Genomic DNA, 223 nt, shown 5'->3' on the forward strand with positions numbered 1-223 from the left:
TTTGACGATTGAGACGATCCGGCTGGAGGGTCCGAAGGCGGGCGAGGTTCTGGTGGAGGTGATGGCCACGGGGGTGTGCCACACGGACGCCTACACGCTCTCGGGGCTCGAGTCCGAGGGCAAGTTCCCGGCCATCCTCGGCCACGAGGGCGCCGGCATCGTGCGCGAGGTCGGGCCCGGGGTCACCACCCTGAAAGCGGGCGATCACGTGATCCCGCTCTAC

Annotated in this window: 1 protein-coding gene; it reads left to right on the plus strand. The window is 68.6% G+C overall.

Going from position 1 to position 223, the window contains the following annotated elements; all coding sequences use genetic code 11:
- Position 1 precedes the first annotated feature (1 nt).
- Positions 2 to 223: alcohol dehydrogenase catalytic domain-containing protein (locus tag E4K09_RS01620; RefSeq protein ID WP_244610316.1), on the plus strand; the 222-nt coding region annotated here is incomplete at its 3' end.

This window comes from Microvirga pakistanensis, assembly GCF_004458765.1.
In the GTDB taxonomy this organism is placed as follows: Bacteria; Pseudomonadota; Alphaproteobacteria; order Rhizobiales; family Beijerinckiaceae; genus Microvirga; species Microvirga pakistanensis.